The sequence below is a fragment of the Nocardia thailandica NBRC 100428 genome, assembly GCF_000308795.1.
Lineage (GTDB): Bacteria > Actinomycetota > Actinomycetes > Mycobacteriales > Mycobacteriaceae > Nocardia > Nocardia thailandica.
In genome coordinates this window covers 1-16,219 of record NZ_BAGK01000069.1, presented here as the reverse complement: position 1 = coordinate 16,219, position 16,219 = coordinate 1, and the positions used below count along the sequence as shown (strand labels likewise).

The window sequence follows — 16,219 nt, the reverse complement described above, 5'->3', positions numbered from 1 at the left end:
GAGGCCTACAGACGGAGGATTTCCACCCATGCCCCTAGAGGTTGGCACTCTCGCGCCGGACTTCACCCTCAAGGATCAGAACAACCAGCCGGTCACGCTCTCGGACTACCGGGGCGACAAGAACGTCCTGCTCGTGTTCTACCCGCTCGCCTTCACCGGCATCTGCCAGGGCGAGCTGTGCAAGGTGCGCGACGAACTGCCCAAGTTCCAGAACGACGACGCCGAGATCCTCGCGATCTCCGTCGGCCCGCCGCCCACCCACAAGATCTGGGCGGCCGAACAGGGTTACACCTTCCCCCTGCTGTCGGACTTCTGGCCGCACGGCGAGGTCGCCCAGGCCTATGGCGTCTTCAACGACAAGTCCGGCTTCCCCAACCGCGGCACCTTCGTCATCGACAAGACCGGCCACATCACGTTCGCGGAGATGAACGGCCCCGGCGAAGCCCGTGACCAGGCACTTTGGGAGAAGGCGCTGTCCGCGCTAGATTCATAGACCGACCCCGCCGGTCCCGACCGGCGGGCCGAGGGCGTATAGCTCAGCGGTAGAGCACTGGTTTTACACACCAGCGGTCGGGGGTTCGAACCCCTCTGCGCCCACCTCGAATATGCAGGTCTGCTCCGTATCACCGGCGTGGCGGCGCGGACCCGGGCAGCAAGACAGTCGACCTCACCGCCAAGACGACCTGCTGCCTCACAGGGCCTCGGGCTCGACATGGATCGGCAGAGCACCCGTCCGCCACACGATCCGCAGTCGCAACTCCGACAACCGCCACCCGGCGTCGGTTCGAACCGCGGTTCCGTCGAAGACTCCTCCCGCCAGGAAATGGGATTCGAGCGCGGCCGGATCGGTGGTACCCGCACCCCAGAGGTGCATCGCGGTGAGATTCGCCCGCAGCCGCGCCGTGTCACCTTCGACGTCGACCAGGTAGTCCGAGGTGACATGGTGGGTTGCACGGAACATGCTCACCGCTTCGGCCTGCTGCTCGGCTATCAGGTCGCGACCGACCCGGGCTGTGCCTGTCGGACCGACCCACCGCCCTTCCTCGGTGAATGTCGTATCGATGAGCGCGCGGTCAACGCGCTTCTCGTCGACAGCGCTGTAGTAACGGATGACCAAGCCGCTGATCTGGGCACGATCGTCGGTCTCATACCTGGAAGAAGAAGTCACTCCGGCACTTTCACCGCCCCGCCTTGCACAGGGCTTGCACCGAGCATGCACCCTCTCGCAAGCAGACAGAAGCTCGATCTGTTCACACGAGCGGTAGCGGCTCCGGGCGGCGGGTCAGCGGTTGTCGGTGCTCGGCTCGTGACCCCCGCACCACCGCTCGGCGGGGACCGAGGCCCGCACGGCGTCGACGTGCTCGCCGCAGCCGTCCCAGGTGGTCTTTCCGCAGGTCGGGCAGGGAACGGGGTAGCACATCGGCGGGATCTCCTTCGGGGACGGTGGGCAGGGTCGCCGGTTTCCAGGATACCGGCCGGGGTATGCTCGGTCGCGTAGATACCCCCGGGGGTATATTCGCGACGCACGAGAGGAACGTCATGGAGCTGGGACTGTCCACCACCCTGCGCGCCGACTTCGACGAGGCCGTGGCCCGCACCCGCGAGGCGCTCGGCGCGCAGGGGTTCGGGGTGCTCACCGAGATCGACATGCGCGCCACCCTGCGGGCCAAGCTCGGCGCCGAGCTCGAGGACTACGTCATCCTGGGCGCCTGCAACCCGCCGCTGGCCCACCGCGCCGTCACCACGGACCGCCGGATCGGCCTGCTGCTGCCGTGCAATGTCGTCGTCCGCCGCGACCCCGGCGATCCCGGCACGGTGATCGTCGAGGCGATCGACCCCGAGCTGATGGTGCGGGTCACCGGGGAGCCCGCGCTGGAACCCGTCGCCGCCGAGGCGACGAGCCGCCTGCGCGCCGCCCTCGACGCCCTCGGCTGACCGGAGCGCCGCGGGCCCGGTGCGCCGCGCGCGGAATCCACGGCACCGCACCCGGGGTTGTCTCCGGTGACCGAACGGGACGGGAGTGGACGGATGCGGATCGGGGAACTGGCCGAGCGCGCGGAGACGACGACGCGGGCGCTGCGGTACTACGAGTCGCGCGGGTTGCTGCGCGCGGAGCGGGACGGCAACGGCTATCGCGTCTACGGCGAGGAGGATCTGGTCGTCTTGCGCCAGATCCGGACCCTGCGGGGCTGCGGGTTCGAGCTGGAGGAGATCCGGCCGTTCGTGGAATGCCTGCGGGCCGGCTACGCCTCGGGGGACGAGTGCCCGGCCTCGGCGGAGGTGTACCGGCGCAAGGCGGCCGAGCTCGGGGAGCTGATCGCGAAACTCGACGGGGTGCGGAGCTGGATCCTCGACCGCCTCGACGGCGCGCCCCCCGCGCCACGCTGCGAGTTCGAGCCGGGGACGGGCGGGGTGGGGGGATGAGCTTGCCTTGACGTCGGCGTCAATCCCTAGCGTCGGACGGGTCCGTCACGACCGACCTCCGGGAGGCCTCCGATGTCCACTCTGCCCGCCGTCACCGATCAGACCTTCGCCGACGCGGTGCTCGGCAGCGACCGGCCCGTGCTGGTCGAGTTCACCGCCGACTGGTGCCCGCCGTGCAAGATGATCGCACCGATGCTCGCCGAGCTGGCCGACGAGGTGGCCGGCCAGCTCACGGTCGTGCAGCTCGACGTCGACGCCAACCCGCGGACCACCGCCGACTACGCGGTGCTGTCCATGCCGACGCTCATGGTGTTCCACCGCGGCGAGCCCGTGCGGACCGTGGTCGGCGCCCGGTCCAAGCGCCGCCTGCTCGACGACCTGGCGGGCACCTACTGAGCCGGGATCCGGCGCGTGCGGCCGCCGGGCACCCCCGGCGGCCGCCGTCACCGGCTACGGCGTCGAATACCCGATGAGCGCGCCGATCCCGGCCCCGATCGGGACGGTGACCAGCGCGCCGACGCCGCCGAGGAAGAACCCGAGCACCGCGCCGATGCCCGCGCCGATCAGGGCGCCGATGCCCGCGTTGTACTGCTTGCGGGCCTGGGTGTCGGCGGCCTCGTCGACGAAGCCCGCGAGGTGGTTCTGCACCACCGCGGGCGCGCCGACGGGACGCAGGGTGACCGACCGGCCGTCGGCGGCGACACCGGCGTCCAGGTCGAAGGTGCCCGCGCCGGTGACGATCCGGGTCGGGACCGAGGCCACGATCCGGCCCTCGGGGTCCGCCAGCAGGACGGCCCCGCCCGCGAGGGTGAAGGTGCCCGCCTCGGTGCGGGCGGTGAGCCCGGACCCGTCGGTCAGCGGGCTCGCGACGAATTCCACTCCCCCTTCGGCGCCGTGCACCACGGGCACGGCGGGTGCCGCGTGCGCGGTGCCGGATGCGATGCCGAGCGCGCCCGCGGCGAGGACGGCGATCGAGCCGAATCGCACTGCGCGGGAACTCGTTCGAGACGAAAAAGTCATCGTGCCCCTCCAGTCTGCCCGCCGGGACCGGCGGAACATACTCTGCCGGACCGGATCTCGGTCCCGTTGCACATTCTCGTGCAGGTCGCGGCAGCGGGGAACCCACCTGCGGTGATACCGGAAAAACATCGATGCGCAACACGCGGGGCCCGGCGCGCGGCACGGGACGGTGAGCTACCCCGACGCCGCGCCGATCACCCCGCCCGCGATCGGGCGAACGATCCTGCGCCCGTGGCGAGTCACCGGAAAACCTCCACGGAACCGACCGGTTCGTCGGCCGAAAACCCGGGCGCGGACGCTCAGCCGACGTCGCGGCGCAGCCAGTGCACCTCCGCGCCGCTGTTGTCGACACCGTGCCGGTAGGACTCGAGGTCCTCGTCCCAGGGCGTGCCGAGGGCGCGGTCGATCTCGGCGGACAGATCGTAGGCGCCGTGCGCGCCGAGTTCGCCCGCGGCCTGCAGCAGGGCGCGTAATCGCATCTCCCCCAGCACGACATCGCCGTTGGCGCCGGTGGAACCGTGCCAGAGACCGAGCCCGGGGACGAAGCTGTAGCGCTCGCCGTCCACGCCGTCGGAGGGGTCCTCGGTGACCTCGAAGCGCAGAACCGGCCAGGTGCGCAACGATTGGGCTATCCGGGACGCGGTGCCCACCGGGCCGATCCAGTCGGAGGAGGCGCGCAGGTGGCCGTCGGCGGGCTGGACGGTCCAGCGCAGGCGCGCGGGGGCCGACAGCGCCGCGGTCAGTGCCCATTCGACGTGCGGGCACAACGCGGCGGGCGAGGAGTGGATGTAGACCACACCCGCCGTCGCGTCAGCGAACTGAGTCGATGCGCGCACCACCAACACCTCCAGCCTCGACAAGGAGCGTCTTCCCCAACGCCCTGCCGGACCGGCGTGGCCCGAGTCTACTGAAGCGGACTGGAGTTACCGGTGTTACGTCCCAGCGTGTTGCAGGTCCGCAATCACCGTGTCACTGAACGGCGGCCACACGTCGCGGGCCCAGTCGCCGAAGTCGCGGTCGCTCAGGGCCACGCACGCGGCCCCCAGCGCGGGATCGACCCACAGGAAGGTCCCGGACTGCCCGAAGTGCCCGTAGGTGCGGGCCGAATTGCCCGCGCCGGTCCAGTGCGGGGTCTTGCCGTCGCGGATCTCGAAGCCGAGCCCCCAGTCGTTGGGGCGCTGGGTGCCGAACCCGGGCAGGACGCCGTCGAGGCCGGGGAACTGGACGGTGGTCGCCTCGTCGAGGGTGGCCCGGGAGACGAGGCGCGGCGACAGCAATTCGGTGGCGAACGCGACGAGGTCGGCGAGGGAGGCCGAGGCGGCGTGCCCGGCGGAGCCGTCGAGCACGGCGGTCCGCATGCCGAGGGGCGCGAAGACCGCCTCGTGCAGGTAGCGGGGGAAGTCGATCTCGGTCTGCGTGGCGAGGAAGTCGGCGAGCAGTTCGAAGCCCGCGCTCGAGTAGATGCGGCGGGTGCCGGGCGCCGCGATGACCTCGGGCGTGGCGAAGGCGACGCCGGAGGTGTGGGCGAGCAGGTGGCGGACGGTGGCCCCGGGTGGGCCAGCGGGCTGGTCGAGTTCGACCGCGCCCTCCTCGACCGCGACCAGGGTGGCGTAGGCGACGAGCGGTTTGGTGACCGAGGCGAGCCGGAACACCCGGCCCGCGTCGCCGGCCAGCTCGGCACGGCCCCGGGTGATCACCGCCGCCGCGGCATGTTCCACCGGCCAGGACTCGATCTGGGTCAGCGCTCGCATGCCGGTCAGCCTACGAGAGGGCGGCCGCGCGCGGGTGGGCGATACCATCGGTACCACCATGAGCGCTGCACCCTCCATCCACGGTGACGTGGCGGCCGGTTTCGGCCCCGTCGCCGATGCCTTCCGCCGCAACTTCACCGACCATGCCGAGATCGGCGCCGCCGTCGCCGTCTACGACGGGGACACCCCCGTCGTCGATCTGTGGGCAGGGCATCGGGACCGCGCGCGGGTGCAGCCCTGGGAGCGCGACACCATCGTGCCGGTGTTCTCCTCGTCGAAGGGAATGTCGGCGTTCACGATCGCGGCCGCGGTGTCGCGGGGACTGCTGGACTACGAGGACCCGGTGGCGAAGCACTGGCCCGAGTTCGCGGCCAACGGCAAGCAGGACGTCACCGTGCGCCAGCTGATCGATCACCAGGCCGGCCTCTCGCAGCTCGACCGCATCGTGAAGCTGGGCGAGCTGGCCGACCAGGACGCGCTCGCGGTGATCCTGGCCGAGCAGAAGCCGGCCTGGACGCCGGGCACCCGCCACGGCTACCACGCGCTGACCTACGGCCTGTACCAGAACGAGCTGCTGCGGCGGGTGGATCCGGCCGGCCGCGGGGTCGGCCGGTTCTTCGCCGAGGAGATCGCGGGCCCGCTCGGCGCCGACCTGTTCATCGGCTACCCGGACAACGAGCCGATGGAGCGGGTGGCCGTGCTCTCGGCGACCAAGGGCCTCGACATCCTGCGCTACGAACGCGATCTGCCGCTGCGGATCGGCCTCGAGGTCTACGCCAAGCGCGGGCTGTCCTACGGCGCGCTGACCAACCCGCGGCCCGGCGCCCCCGCCCGCGCCGCGCGCCGGGAGTTCCTGCGGGTGGAGTGGCCGGGCATGAACGGCGTCGGCAACGCCCGCGCCCTGGCCCGGGTGTACGGCGCGGCCGCCGGACGGACCGGGGTGCTGCCGCTGTCGGAGCCCGTGCTCGACCGGCTCGCGCTCGCCGAGACCGCCGACGACGTCCCCGCGCAGGACCTGGTGCTGCACACCAGGAGCCGCTATCACCTCGGCTTCCGCAAGTCGCGCGGGTCGTTCCGGTTCGGTTCGGACAAGCGCGCCTACGGCACCACCGGCCTCGGCGGCTCGTTCGGCTTCGCCGACCCGGCCACCGGCCTCGGCTTCGGTTACACCATGAACCGGCTCGGGATGGCCATCCTCGACGACGTGCGCAGCCGCAAACTCCGGGACGCGGTGGTGCGCTGCGCGGGCTGACCGGGTCGCCGGCGGCCTCCGCGGGCGCGGACGCCGCCGGACGTGCCCGGGTCAGTGGGCCGAGACGCCGCTGATCTCGTTGGGCGCCTGGTCCAGGGTGGCCGTGGCGACGACCTTGCCCTCGGCGAGGTCGATCCGGTGCACCTGTGCGGCCGCCGGGTCGGTGACGTAGGCGTCGCCGCCGCGCGCGAACAGCGCGGGTCGGGCGGCCTGCCACTTCAGCGGCTCCTGCCAGGCGCCGAGCACCGGGATGGTGCGGGTCACCGCGCCGGTGCCCGGGTCGATGACGCGCAGGCCGCCGTCGGTGCCGAGGACCAGCCCCTCGCCCCGGGGGCCGCGGCCGAGCGAGCGGAAGGAGTAGCTGGTGCCGAGGTCGACCAGCCGCAGGGTGCCGGTGACCGTGTCGACCAGCGAGACCCGCTGGGGCCGCTCGAGTTCGGCGTCCCGGTCCTGCTTGTAGTCGCCGAGGACGACCGGGGACGCGTCGCTGCCCGCCATGTTGCCGATGCGGCCGTAGGGGGTGGGGCTGGTGACCTTGGTGATGACGCCGTCGCGATAGACCAGCGCGCCGGTCTGGCAGCCGATCACGACGGTCTCGTTCGCGGCGGTGGCCTCGCCGTGCACGCCGGGGCAGTCCTCGTTGCGGGTGCGTTCGTGACGGTCGGCGTCCAGGACGGCGATGCCGGTCCGCTTCTCCTCGGTGCCGAGGGTGACCACGAGTTCCCGGTTGGCGAGTTCGACGGCGACGCCGTGGTGCGGGGCGGCGGCCCGGTAGGTGGTGCGCCGCGGGGACTCGTCGCCGAGCGTGGCGGTGTCGAGAAGGGTGACCTCGCCCGAGCCGTCGGCGAACAGGACCGTCCGGCCCGCGTGCCGCACGACGTGGCCGGGCTTGCTCGCCGCGATGTCGACGCCGGTGAATTCCGCGTCGGCGGCGTCGAACACGCGGAAGCGGTCGGCGGTGGAGACGATGAGGTGGTGGTCGTCGCCCGCCGGGTTGAGGCGGTTGAAGCCGTCGATGCTCACCTGGCCGACGGGGGCCAGGGTGTCGCCCGTCAGGACGTAGATGCCGCCGTCGTAGGTGAGCGCGATGGGCTCGGCGCCCGGCGCGTGCGGGTGGTCGTGGGCGCCGGAGTCGCCGCCGCAGGCGGACAGGGTCAGGACCGAGACGATCGTCAGCGCGGCCGCGACCGAGGCCCGGGATCGGATGTGCATGGACTGCTCTCTCTTTCGATGGCGGTGGATCACGGCCCCGCCAGTCCGTCGGTGATCGCGTCGGTGTTGGCGCGCATCATCCGCAGGTAGGTGGGCGCGGCGCCGCCGGTACCGGTCAGCGACTCGGTGTGCAGGGCGACGACGCGGACGCGCAGCCCCGCGTGTTCGGCCAGGACCCGCGCGAGCCGGTCCGGCTGGGAGGAGTCGGCGAAGATCGCGCGCACGCCCGCGGCCCGCACGGCGCCGGCGAGCGCGTCGAGGTCGGAGGGGCCGGGCGAGGCCAGGGTGGTGCCGCTCGGGATGACCGCGCCGACGACGCGGAACCCGAAGCGCTGGGCCAGGTATCCGAACACGTGATGGTTGGTGACCAGCTGCCGGTGCTCGGCGGGGATGGTCGCGAACCGTTCGGTCATCCACCCGTCGAGCGCGTCGAGCTCGGCGCCGTAGCGTTCGGCGCCCGCGCGCACCGCCGCCGTGTCGACGTCGCGGACGTGGGTGAGCACGCTGTCGGTGATCACCGCGACCGCGCGGCGGACCCGCCGCGGGTCGGTCCAGAAGTGCGGGTCCGGCCGCCCTGCGTCCTCGTCGCCGGCGTAGGCGAGGGGGTCGAGCAGCTCCGCGACGCCCGTGACCGGGACTCCCGCGGCGCGGGCCGCCTCGACGTGCCGCGCGATCCCCTCCTCGAGCCCGAGCCCGTTGTGCAGCACCAGCCCCGCGTGTTCGAGGTCGGCGGCCTGCCGGGCCGAGATCGCGAAGGAGTGCGGGTCGGCCTCCGGCGGCATGAGCACGGTCACCGGCACCGCGTCGCCGACGATCGCGCGGGTGATGTCGCCGAGGATGTTGGTGGTCACCACGATGCCGCGCCCGTCGCGGTCGCCGCCCGCGCAGGCGGTCAGCAGGGTCGCCAGCAGGGCGACGACGCAGGCCGCGACCGGTCCGCGCCGGGTGCGGCGCGTGCCGTGGGTGCGGTGGGTGCCCTGGCCGCCGGGCACGGGTCCGTCGGTGTTCACAGTCCGGTCTCCGTCAGGTGGGCGGGGGCGATGTCGAGGTCGAAGACGCGGGCGACGCGCAGGTTGTCGTTGTAGGCGATCTCGTGGACGCGCCGCCCCCGGAAGTCGTTGACGTAGGCGCGATTCGGGTCGACCACGAGCGCCGGCGCCGGGTCGCCCGGGGCGGGCGGCGCGAGCAGGGGCACCTGGGCGCCCGGCGCTCCGGTGCGGGGGTCGAAGGCGCGCAGCACGCCGTCGCGGGTCAGCACCAGCAGCGGCGCACCCTCCCCCGCGGTGCTCACCGCCACCGCGTCGGGCACCGGGACCCGGGTCCACGTCTTCGCGCGGATGTCCAGGGACCACACCGCGTCCCGGCCGGCGAGCGCCGTCAGCACCGTGCTGCCCGGGCGATGGGTGAACGCGGTGACCCGCTCGTCGTCCGGCACCGCAGGTGGATAGGCGATCTTCTCCGCGACCAGCGCGCCGTCCCGCCGCGCGACCACCACCGCACCGTCGGCGCAGCCGAACACGGCGCCGCGCCGGGTCACCGCCTGCCCGCGCGGTCGCGGGCACGCGATGTCGACCCGCTCCCCCGCGCCGCCGTCGCGTCCCCGCACCTCGACCACGCCGGCCTGCGAAACGGTCACCAGGCGTTCGTCGTACGGCACGGCGAGCGCCCCGAGTTCCGTCGCGCGCGGGAGCTGTCCCCCGTCGAGGGCCGCCCGGTCGAGCACCGAGGCGGAGGGAGCCGTGCCCCGGGTCGCCGTGTCGGCGGCCCTCGGTGAGGCCGGCGAGGTCGGTGAGGGCGCCGTGGATGCGGGCGACGGCGTCTGGCCGCCGGGCGGGGCCTCCCCGGTGCCCGGCGGTGCCTGCGCGGTGCCCGGCGGCTCCTGCGCAGTGCCCGGCGGCTCCTGCGCAGCACCCGGCGGCTCCTGCGCAGCACCCGGCGGCTCCTGCGCAGCACCCGGCGGCTCCTGCGCAGTACCCGGCGGCTCCTGCGCGGTGCCCGGTGTCGTCGTCGCCGGCGTCCCCGGCGCATCGGCGGCCCTCGGCGCCTGCGGGTCGGGGGTTTCGGCCGTCCCGGTCGCCTGCGGGCCGGACGAGCCGAGAACGGTGACCGCGGGATCGCCGTGTGCGAAGGTGATCTCGCGCCCGCGCCCGGCGAGCGTGCCGATCTCCCGCACGGGCGCGCGGTAGTAGTGACTGTGGTCGCCGTGGTCGACGGTCCATCCCCCGCTGTCGACGACCCGTACGCCCGCGGCGGTGCTCAGATACGCGAAGCGGCCGTCGTCCGCGATGGTGGTCACCGCCGCACCGGAGCCGAGCGCGGTCACCTCCTCGGTGAGCAGGTCGAGTACCCGCACGGCGCCGTCGGTTCCGGCCAGCACCAGCCGCAGCTGTTCGTCGGCGGTCTCCTCCGCGCCCTCGACGTAGCCGTGCGGCGCTTCGGCGACCGGCCCGGATTCCGTGGCCGCGCAGCCGATGACGGGCAGCAGGGCGGCCAACGCCAGCCCCGCCACCGGTCGCCGCCGGCGCGACCACCACCGCGCCCGCGACGGACCGCCGACGGATCCGGCGGTCCGCCCCGCCTCAGCCGCAGCCGCCGAGCGGATTTGTGCGGACTCGCCGAGGGACCCGACAGGCCGACCTACCGGAGTGAACGGAGTCCGGACGAACTCCCCAGCGGACAGAGCTCCCCGGCCCGACGAGGGGGGAGCCGAGCGGACAGACCCCGCGGAATCCCCACACCGTGCGATCGCGGCAGACGCGGAACCCTCGCCCTCGGCACCGGTGGAGCCCGACCCACGCGAACCGGCGGACTCCGTGCACTCCACGCCCACCGAAGGCGAGACGCACACACCCGTGGTCGCCGCGCCCGGCGGATCGGTGGGCTTCTCCCCCGGCGAGCCCGCCGTCTCCGTGACATCCATCCCGGCCGAACCCGCCGTGCCCGAACCCGCCGTGCCCGAACCCGCCGAGGACGGTTCGCCCTCATCCACAGCTCCCGCGCGCGACCGCCCCGGGAGTCCCGCGCTCGTCTCGTCCGGCGTGTCCCCTCCGCTGTCGGGGTGCCCGCGGTGTCCGGTGATCCGGTCGCGCACGGCCGCCGCGATGGCGGAGAGGAAGAACAGGCCGACCGCGGTGGCGGCGATGCAGGCGCCGGCCGCGACCTGCGCGTGCCAGGAGATCAGCAGGCCCGCGGCGGTGGCGACGCCGCCGAGGGCGGCCGCGAGCAGCATGACGACCGGGATGCGGTCGGTCCAGGAGACGGCGGCGGCGGGCGGGGCGATGAGCAGCCCGAAGACCAGCAGGGTTCCGACGATGTGGAAGGAGGCGACGATGGCCAGCGTGAGCAGCCCGACCAGCGCGGCCTGGGCGAGACGCGGCCGCAGGCCGAGGGTTTCGGCCTTGCGGGGGTCGAAGGCCAGGGCCACGAAGGCGCGGTGGCCGAGGGCCGCGACCGCCACGGCGACCGCGAGCGCGGCGGCCAGGAACCACAGGTCGCGGGCGCGGACCGCCAGGACGTCGCCGAAGAGGAACCCGGTCAGGTCGACGGCGAACGATTGCGACCGCGACACGAGGATCACCCCGAGGGCGAGCATGCCCGCGAAGAGCAGCCCGATGGCGGTGTCGGGCGCGAAGCGCCGGTTCCGGCCGAGCAGCGAGACCCCGGCGGCCATCGCGGCGCAGCTGATCGCGGCGCCGAGCAGCGGACTACCGCCGAGCAGCGCGGCGACCGCGACCCCGGGCAGCATCCCGTGGGCCATCGCGTCGCCGAGAAAGGCCATGCCGCGCACCACGACCCACGTCCCGGCGACGGCGCACACGCACGACACCAGGAGGCCGGCCCACAGCGCCCGCTGCACGAAGGCCACCTCGAAAGGGACGAACAGGATCTCCATAGCGCCGCACGCTATAGTGAAAACGATTGTCATTTCAAACGAGGTGAGATGGAACACACCGACGACGCCGCGATCCGGATCGAGAATCTGTCCGCCGGCTATCCCGGCCGCCCCGTCCTGCACGGGGTGAGCGCCACCATCCCGCGCGGGACGGCCACCGCGATCACGGGGCCGAACGGCTCGGGGAAGTCCACCCTGCTGCACGTGCTGGCCGGGACCCTGACCCCGAGGGCGGGCCGCGTGCACAGCACCGTCCCGGGCCGGCCCGCACTCGTGTTGCAGCACACCGAGATTCCGGCGACCCTGCCGCTGACGGTCGGCGAGACGGTCGCCATGGGCCGGTGGGCGCACCGCGGCGCGTGGAAACGGCTGACCCGCGCCGACCGGGCCGTCGTCGACGACTGCCTGGACCGGCTACGCCTGGGCGACCTGCGCACACGGCGGCTGGACACGCTCTCCGGCGGCCAGCGCCAGCGCACACTGCTGGCCCAGGCGCTGGCCCAGCGCGCGGAGCTGGTGCTGCTCGACGAGCCGGCGGCGGGGCTGGACACCGCCGCCCAGGACGACATCGCGGCCGTGGTCGCGGAACTGACCGGCGGCGGGGTGACCGTCGTCCAGGTCACCCACGACCGCGCGCAGGCGCGGCGCGCGGGGCACTGCCTGGTGTTGCGCGGGGGCAGGCTGATCGCCCAGGGCCGCCCGGAGTGGGTGGGCGAGGACTAGAATCGGCGGCGTTCGCTCCCCCGGTCGACGCGTAGGAGGAACCATGCCCGACAAGCCGGCCTCGGTCGAGGACTACCTGGCCGCGTTCCCCGACCCGGAGCGGGCGATCCTGCAGCGGATCCGCGACACGGTGCACGAGGCGCTGCCGGGAGCGGGCGAGACGATCTCCTACGACATGCCCGCGATCACCCTCGGCGACCGCCCGGTGCTGTCCTTCGCCGGCTGGAAACAGCACGTGAGCATCTATCCCATCCCCGAGGGGGACGAGGCGTTCGAGGCGGACATCGCCCCGTACAAGGCGGGGCGCGGCACGCTGAAATTCCCGCTCGGCCAGCCGATTCCCTACGATCTCATCGCGCGGATCGCGGTGCGGCTGGCCGAGCGGAAACGCTGAGTCCTACCAGTCGTTCTCGGTGTAGCGGATGATGCCGCGGATGTTCTTGCCGTCGAGCATGTCCTGGTAGCCCTGGTTGATCTCCTCGAGGGAGTAGCTCCGGGTCACCATGTCGTCGAGGTTGAGCTGGCCGGACTTGTAGAGCTGCAGCAGGCGCGGGGCGTCCTGGCGGGCGTTGCCGCCGCCGAAGATGCAGCCCTTGACCGTCTTCTGCAGCATCGAGAGCAGGAAGCTGTTCATCTTCACGTCGCCAGCGTCCATGCGGCCCATCGAGGTGACGACCAGGGTGCCCGCCTTGGCGGTGAGGATCAGGCCCTCCTCGACGTAGTCGCCGTGCATCTCGCCCATGGTCAGGATGACCTTCTCGGCCATGCGACCCTCGGTGGCCTCCATGAGCGGCATGATGGCGGCCGCCATCGATTCGTAGGTGTGGGTGGCGCCGAACTTCTGCGCCTGCTCCCGCTTCCACGGGTTCGGGTCGATGGCGACGACCTTGGAGGCGCCGGAGAGCACCGCGCCCTGCAGCGCGCTCATGCCGACGCCGCCGATGCCCGCGATGACCACGGTCTCGCCCGGGGACACCTGCGCGACGTGGGTGGAGGAGCCGAAGCCGGTCGGCACGCCGCAGCCGACGAGGCAGGCCACCTCGAAGGGGATGGTCGGGTCGATCTTGACGACCGAGGTGTGGTGCACGGTCATGTAGGGGGAGAACGTGCCGAGCAGGCACATGGGGATGACGTTCTCGCCGCGCGCCTGGATGCGGTAGGTGCCGTCGGAGATCGCCTGGCCCATCAGCAGACCCGCGCCCAGGTCGCACAGCGCCATGTGCCCGGCCACGCACGCCGGGCAGCGGCCGCAGGCGGGGATGAACGAGAGGATGACGTGGTCGCCCACGGCGAGGTCGGCCGGACAGTTCGGTCCGAGCTTGGTGATCACGCCCGCGCCCTCGTGGCCACCCATGACCGGGAACGCCGGCATCGGGGTGGCGCCGGTGACGATGTGGTGGTCGGAGTGGCACATGCCCGCGGTCTCGAGGCGGATCTGCACCTCACCGGCGACGGGGTCACCGATCTCGATCTCCTCGACCGACCACGGCTGATCGGTGCCCCACAGGATCGCGCCCTTCGTCTTCATCTCCGCCTCGACCTCTCGCCTTGCAGTGGTGCCTTCTTGTGACTGCACTCACCCTACGGAAAATCCGGCGATTCTGAAACACGTTCTAGAAACGTTGCCGAAAATTTCCTATCCGCGCACGTCGTGGACGTGATGGACGAGGTCGTGGAGGAAGTAGCGGGCGAGGGAATCGACCGTGAAGAGCGCGCCGTCGCTGCGCGCGCCCCGCAGCGCGCGCCGGTCGGGGGCGACCGCGGCGAAGGCGGCGCAGACCGCCGCGGCGGCCGCATCGAGCTCGGCGGCGACCCGGGCCGGGTCCTGCTCGCCGTAGCGTTCGGCGACGGCCGTCGCGTCCTGGTCCCAGTTCGCGAAGCGGGGCACCGCGACGCCGTCACCGGCCAGGACCAGCGCCAGCCTGGTGTCGAAGATCCGGCACACGTCGCGGACGTGCGCCCCGTATTCGAGGACCGACCAGGTCGACTCGTCCGGGCGCACGCGGGCGTCCGCGCGGGCGAGCGCGGCCCCGATCCGCGCGGCCGCGGCCGCAGCGAGGTCGGGGACGGCGGCGTAGTCGGTGGACGGGGCGTCGAATCCACAGGCGGGGCAGGTCTGTTCGAGGACCCAGGTCCAGTCCTTGGTGTCGGGCACGATCGGCATGACCCCCACCGTAGAGTGTCCGAAACTCATCGGCCAGCAAATTACTGCCAACCTGCGCCGAGATCCGGGCAGTCACTCCGCCAGGCGCCGCGCCTGGTCGAAGAGCTCGAGGGTGACCGCGTGCAGGAAGTCACCGATCTGCTTGGGCGCCTTCCCGGCGAAGGCCCGGGCGTGGGTGCCCTCGAGCACGATGCCGAGCTTGAAGCAGGCCAGCACGGTGTACCAGGTGACCGCGCTCAGGTCGCGGTCGGAGAAGCGCCCGTAGTGCTCGATCATCTCGGCCTGTGTCGGCAGGCCGCCGACCTGGCCGAGGGTGCCCATGAGCCCGGCGCCCGCGGTGCCCGGTTCCGGGCGGGTGGCCAGTTGCCAGCCGAGGTCGAGCAGCGGGTCGCCGATGGTCGACATCTCCCAGTCCACCATCGCCGCCACCCGCGGGCTGTCGTACTCGAACATCATGTTGGCCAGGTGACAGTCGCCGTGCAGGATGCCCGGCGTCCACTCCGCCGGGCGGTGCCGCTCGAGCCAGTCCGCGATCCGCGCCACGCCGGGGATCTCCGGGCCGGGGTAGCCCTCGTTGGCGCCGTAGGACTCGAGCTCGCCGAGCCACCGCGGCACCTGGCGTTCGAGGAAGCCGTCGGGGCGCCCGTAGTCCGCGAGGCCGAGCGCGGCGTAGTCGACCCCGCCGAGGCGGGCGATGGCCTCGACCGCCGACAGGCCCATCTGCCTGCGGACCTCGGCGTCGCCGGCGTGCAGGGCGGGCAGCTCGGTCTGCGGATTGAACCCGTCGATCGGGTCCATCAGGTAGAAGACCGCGCCGATGACGCCGTCGTCGGGACAGGCGGCGATGACGTGCGGCGCGCGGACCCCGGCGCCGTCGAGGGCGCCGAGCAGCCGGAACTCGCGGGCGATGACCTCGTTGCTCTTGGGGCGCAGGTGTTTCGGGCCGCGCCGCAGCACGTACTCGCGGTCGCCGCGGGTGAACCGCAGCATGATGTTCTGGGTGCCGCCGCCGATCGCGGCGACGGCGCCGACCGGGCCGCCGGGCAGGCCCTCGGCATCCATCCAGGCGGTGATCGCCGCGAAGTCCGCGATCGTCGGGTCGATGTCGACCGGCTGCGAAACAGACATGGCCCACATTGTGCCCGGACACGTCGCGCCGAGGTGCGGATTCGCCCGGCGTAGGGTTCTGAGCACCATGCGCACGTTGCTGATCGACAATTACGACTCGTTCACCTACAACCTCTATCAGCTCATGAGCGAGGTCGGGACCGAGACGGTGGTCGTGCGCAACGACGAGGTGGACACCGTGGCCGCGCTCGAGCTGGCGCGCTTCGACAACGTCGTCGTCTCCCCCGGACCCGGGCGGCCCGACCGGCCCGGCGACATGGGGATCTCCACGGCGGTGATCGCCGAGTGCCCGCTGCCGCTGCTCGGCGTGTGCCTGGGCCACCAGGGCATCGTGGTCGGCGCGGGCGGGGTGGTCGGGCGCGCGCCGCGTCCCCGTCACGGCTACCTGGACCGGATCCACCACGACGAGCGGGACCTGTTCGCGGGACTGCCGCAGGACTTCACCGTCGTCCGCTACCACTCGCTGGCCGCCGAAGGGCCGCTGCCGCCCGAGCTGGAGGTCACCGCGACCTCGGCCGACGGGGTGATCATGGGCGTCCGGCACCGCGCGCGCCCGCAGTGGGGCGTGCAGTTCCATCCGGAGTCGGTGTCGAGCGAGTTCGGGGCGGCGCTGTTCCGCAACTTCGCCGGCCTGACCAAGGCACACGGAGGGA

The 16,219-nt window shown here is 72.7% G+C and carries 19 protein-coding genes and 1 tRNA gene; 9 read left to right on the top strand and 11 right to left on the bottom strand.

Annotated elements, in window-relative coordinates; translation table 11 throughout:
- Positions 1–28 precede the first annotated feature (28 nt).
- Positions 29–493: a peroxiredoxin gene (locus ON36_RS07455; protein WP_043649450.1), complete on the top strand. Its 465-nt coding sequence runs from the start codon at positions 29–31 to the stop codon at positions 491–493.
- A gap of 32 nt (positions 494–525) precedes the next feature.
- A tRNA-Val gene (locus tag ON36_RS07450) sits at positions 526–597 on the top strand.
- 94 nt (positions 598–691) lie between these two features.
- Here the strand turns inward: ON36_RS07450 and ON36_RS07445 are convergent.
- Together ON36_RS07445 and ON36_RS35400 are read right to left on the bottom strand one after the other, a co-directional pair.
- The gene (locus tag ON36_RS07445) at positions 692–1,168 is read right to left on the bottom strand and encodes a nuclear transport factor 2 family protein (RefSeq protein WP_043649447.1); all 477 of its coding nucleotides are present in this window, start codon (positions 1,166–1,168) and stop codon (positions 692–694) included.
- Between the two features lie 114 nt (positions 1,169–1,282).
- A complete protein-coding gene (locus tag ON36_RS35400; RefSeq protein ID WP_169334684.1) occupies positions 1,283–1,420 on the bottom strand; it encodes a DUF8730 family Cys-rich protein in 138 nt (45 codons plus the stop codon).
- Between the two features lie 119 nt (positions 1,421–1,539).
- Between ON36_RS35400 and ON36_RS07440 the strand changes: the two genes are divergently transcribed.
- From ON36_RS07440 to trxA, 3 genes are all read left to right on the top strand, one after another.
- The gene (locus ON36_RS07440; RefSeq protein ID WP_043649443.1) at positions 1,540–1,935 is read left to right on the top strand and encodes a DUF302 domain-containing protein; all 396 of its coding nucleotides are present in this window, start codon (positions 1,540–1,542) and stop codon (positions 1,933–1,935) included.
- Between the two features lie 93 nt (positions 1,936–2,028).
- Entirely contained in the window at positions 2,029–2,424 is a 396-nt protein-coding gene (locus ON36_RS07435) for a MerR family transcriptional regulator (protein WP_043649440.1), read from the top strand.
- Between the two features lie 72 nt (positions 2,425–2,496).
- On the top strand, positions 2,497–2,820 hold the full coding sequence (trxA, locus tag ON36_RS07430; protein ID WP_043649439.1) for a thioredoxin: 324 nt from the start codon (positions 2,497–2,499) through the stop codon (positions 2,818–2,820).
- A gap of 54 nt (positions 2,821–2,874) precedes the next feature.
- Here trxA and ON36_RS07425 read toward each other — a convergent pair whose 3' ends face one another.
- The 3 genes from ON36_RS07425 to ON36_RS07415 form a co-directional block, all read right to left on the bottom strand.
- Positions 2,875–3,411: a DUF8020 domain-containing protein gene (locus ON36_RS07425; protein ID WP_043649437.1), complete on the bottom strand. Its 537-nt coding sequence runs from the start codon at positions 3,409–3,411 to the stop codon at positions 2,875–2,877.
- A 332-nt stretch (positions 3,412–3,743) separates the two neighbouring features.
- Positions 3,744–4,280 (bottom strand): DUF3145 domain-containing protein, encoded by a 537-nt coding sequence (locus ON36_RS07420; RefSeq protein ID WP_043649511.1) that lies wholly within the window; start codon positions 4,278–4,280, stop codon positions 3,744–3,746.
- A 96-nt stretch (positions 4,281–4,376) separates the two neighbouring features.
- The gene (locus ON36_RS07415; RefSeq protein ID WP_043649435.1) at positions 4,377–5,195 is read right to left on the bottom strand and encodes a serine hydrolase domain-containing protein; all 819 of its coding nucleotides are present in this window, start codon (positions 5,193–5,195) and stop codon (positions 4,377–4,379) included.
- A 58-nt stretch (positions 5,196–5,253) separates the two neighbouring features.
- On the opposite strand from ON36_RS07415, the gene ON36_RS07410 reads away from it, so the two are divergent.
- Positions 5,254–6,447 carry a serine hydrolase domain-containing protein gene (locus tag ON36_RS07410; RefSeq protein ID WP_043649508.1) on the top strand — a complete coding sequence of 398 codons (1,194 nt, stop codon included), beginning with the start codon at positions 5,254–5,256 and terminating at the stop codon, positions 6,445–6,447.
- Between the two features lie 51 nt (positions 6,448–6,498).
- Here the strand turns inward: ON36_RS07410 and aztD are convergent, their stop codons facing one another.
- The 3 genes from aztD to aztB form a co-directional block, all read right to left on the bottom strand.
- Positions 6,499–7,659, bottom strand: coding sequence for a zinc metallochaperone AztD (aztD, locus tag ON36_RS07405; RefSeq protein ID WP_043649433.1), 1,161 nt, complete (start codon positions 7,657–7,659; stop codon positions 6,499–6,501).
- A 29-nt stretch (positions 7,660–7,688) separates the two neighbouring features.
- Positions 7,689–8,558 (bottom strand): zinc ABC transporter substrate-binding protein AztC, encoded by an 870-nt coding sequence (aztC, locus tag ON36_RS07400; RefSeq protein WP_083884967.1) that lies wholly within the window; start codon positions 8,556–8,558, stop codon positions 7,689–7,691.
- Positions 8,559–8,665: 107 nt separating this feature from the next.
- The gene (gene aztB / locus ON36_RS34150) at positions 8,666–11,551 is read right to left on the bottom strand and encodes a zinc ABC transporter permease AztB (protein WP_085999585.1); all 2,886 of its coding nucleotides are present in this window, start codon (positions 11,549–11,551) and stop codon (positions 8,666–8,668) included.
- Positions 11,552–11,599: 48 nt separating this feature from the next.
- On the opposite strand from aztB, the gene aztA reads away from it, so the two are divergent.
- Together aztA and ON36_RS07380 are read left to right on the top strand one after the other, a co-directional pair.
- The gene (aztA, locus tag ON36_RS07385) at positions 11,600–12,274 is read left to right on the top strand and encodes a zinc ABC transporter ATP-binding protein AztA (protein ID WP_043649428.1); all 675 of its coding nucleotides are present in this window, start codon (positions 11,600–11,602) and stop codon (positions 12,272–12,274) included.
- A 43-nt stretch (positions 12,275–12,317) separates the two neighbouring features.
- Positions 12,318–12,668, top strand: coding sequence for an iron chaperone (locus ON36_RS07380; RefSeq protein ID WP_043649424.1), 351 nt, complete (start codon positions 12,318–12,320; stop codon positions 12,666–12,668).
- Between the two features lie 3 nt (positions 12,669–12,671).
- Here the strand turns inward: ON36_RS07380 and ON36_RS07375 are convergent, their stop codons facing one another.
- The 3 genes from ON36_RS07375 to ON36_RS07365 form a co-directional block, all read right to left on the bottom strand.
- Complete coding sequence (locus ON36_RS07375) at positions 12,672–13,802, bottom strand: NDMA-dependent alcohol dehydrogenase (RefSeq protein ID WP_043649420.1); 1,131 nt, start codon at positions 13,800–13,802, stop codon at positions 12,672–12,674.
- 108 nt (positions 13,803–13,910) lie between these two features.
- Positions 13,911–14,438 (bottom strand): DinB family protein, encoded by a 528-nt coding sequence (locus ON36_RS07370; protein ID WP_043649417.1) that lies wholly within the window; start codon positions 14,436–14,438, stop codon positions 13,911–13,913.
- Positions 14,439–14,510: 72 nt separating this feature from the next.
- Entirely contained in the window at positions 14,511–15,575 is a 1,065-nt protein-coding gene (locus ON36_RS07365; RefSeq protein ID WP_083884965.1) for a phosphotransferase family protein, read from the bottom strand.
- Positions 15,576–15,633: 58 nt separating this feature from the next.
- Between ON36_RS07365 and ON36_RS07360 the strand changes: the two genes are divergently transcribed.
- Positions 15,634–16,219: anthranilate synthase component II (locus ON36_RS07360; RefSeq protein ID WP_043649412.1), on the top strand; the 586-nt coding region annotated here is incomplete at its 3' end.